This window comes from Vibrio sp. 10N.261.45.E2 (assembly GCF_002875705.1).
Classification (GTDB): domain Bacteria; phylum Pseudomonadota; class Gammaproteobacteria; order Enterobacterales; family Vibrionaceae; genus Vibrio.
Window position 1 is genome coordinate 1 of sequence record NZ_MCZZ01000147.1, and the last position, 1,837, is coordinate 1,837.

General features: G+C 40.6%; 2 protein-coding genes. Both read left to right on the forward strand.

Going from position 1 to position 1,837, the window contains the following annotated elements:
- The first annotated feature begins 202 nt into the window (after positions 1-202).
- The gene (locus BCT34_RS19325; RefSeq protein WP_076651656.1) at positions 203-460 is read left to right on the forward strand and encodes a hypothetical protein; all 258 of its coding nucleotides are present in this window, start codon (positions 203-205) and stop codon (positions 458-460) included.
- A 23-nt stretch (positions 461-483) separates the two neighbouring features.
- The gene (locus tag BCT34_RS19330; RefSeq protein WP_157934861.1) at positions 484-1,650 is read left to right on the forward strand and encodes a phage/plasmid replication protein, II/X family; all 1,167 of its coding nucleotides are present in this window, start codon (positions 484-486) and stop codon (positions 1,648-1,650) included.
- Positions 1,651-1,837: the final 187 nt, after the last annotated feature.

A 1,837-nucleotide genomic window follows, 5' to 3' on the forward strand; every position in this document is an offset into this window, starting at 1 on the left:
CTAATGCTTCCCTATGCACCTTGGGGGTCGGGTCTTAGTGATACCCGACTTTTGTGCCACCCATGTCACCCCTAAACACTAAACCCCTTATGCTACCTACCTTCGTCTGCTTAGACTTTTGTGCCACCAAATGACACAGGTTTATTTACATCCTAGTGCATCGCATGTATTCTTGGTACATCACCAATGAACAGGTTTGAATATGGCTACTAATAAACGACGTTTAACGATCTCTCTTCCTAAGGATGTTGACGATGCTCTTGCTGAGTTTTCAGAAGTGACCGGACAGGCTCAGTCTGCTTTTGTTGTTTCTTGTTTATCTGAGAATGTTGAGTCTCTAAAACTTCTTACTCAGGCAATCAAAGAAGCCAAGAGTGGGAATGTTTCTGGGTATGAGGCTTTGATGGCTCAAGCTTTGGGTTCTAGCTTATTGAATGTCACCAATTTAAAAGAGAAGTGATCAATATGGGATATGGAAATCATGTGAAGTCTATAGAGTCAGTTTCTCTTATTAAAGAGGTTAGGGATTTTTGCGAGAGTCACAGGAAGAATCCTGTCCCTGAAGATTTCGTTTCTTTTGAAACTACAAACCCATCTTTAATGGTTGATTGGCTCTCTGTTAAATTTCTTTTTTGGAGTGATGAACAACTTAATGGGGGTAATGTAATTTCTACTAATCCTGACGGTGAAGTTGAATACACCCTAGATAAAAGAATGGGAGTCGAGGGAAGCCACGACACTAAAATTTATATTAGAACTGAGCGTCACAATTTACCCAACCTCCCTGATTTTGAAAATTATTGGATTCTTTCTGTATCTGGTAACCCTGTAAAATGGTTCCAAGGCCATAATATTTTTGGTACTTCCGATTTGAATAATTTGGTTGTAGAGCTATATGATTCGATCGCGCAGAGATTTGGAAAGACTCAGCCCCAGGCTCTGCGCGAGGCAGTTTGTTCTGGTCATTACACTATTTCACGAGTTGATATCAATGGCATGTTTGAACTGGGCTCTAGGCTTGATGTTATTACTTGGCTTTCCCATTTAGAACAGACTTCTAGAACTAGACACGGCACCGCTGTTTCTAAAGGCAATACTGTTTATTTCGGCAAGAACTCTCAGCGCTGGAGCTTGAAGTTTTATGCTAAGGGACAGGAAATAGAAGATCATGTTTTGCCTGCTGCACTTGCATTAACTTCACTCCCTGATTTTGCTAATAATAAACTTAGAGCCGAATTAACTCTTAGAACCAAAGAGCTTTCTAAGCTTGGGCTGAATGTTGGTACTGGATGGTTTAATATTGATATGTGGGAGCTGTACTCGGAATATTTGGGCAGGGTAGAAATGAGTGAACAGAAAGAGCGTGATAATTTAGTTTTAGAGTTACCTAGTCACCTTAGGTCTACTTATCTTCTCTGGAAGGAAGGCCATTCGCCTAAGACTATTTTACCTAAAAGAACTTTCTACAGGCACCGGAAGGATCTTTTAGCTTTTAGCATTGATATTTCCGTTCCCAATCCTAAAGAAAAAATGAACGATAATGTTGTTCCTTTGAGAAGAGTCATTGAAATGCGGCCTTGTGGAATTCCTGAATGGGCTTTCGGAACCGATTTGCTTTTCGAGCCTAGAAAGCTCTCATCTCAAAAATGATTCCTTACGGTGCTTTTCAGCATCGTTTTTTTTGCTCGATTTCTGGCGCTATAAGCTTGCTTGTAGGCCATAAATGAGCCGACAAGCGTAGCGCGTCAGTTTTTAGACATTGTTTATTGTGGTGTGTCTTATTTGTTCAACATTTTGTCTCATGGAAGATTTTGACGGGTGCATAGGGAAGCATTAG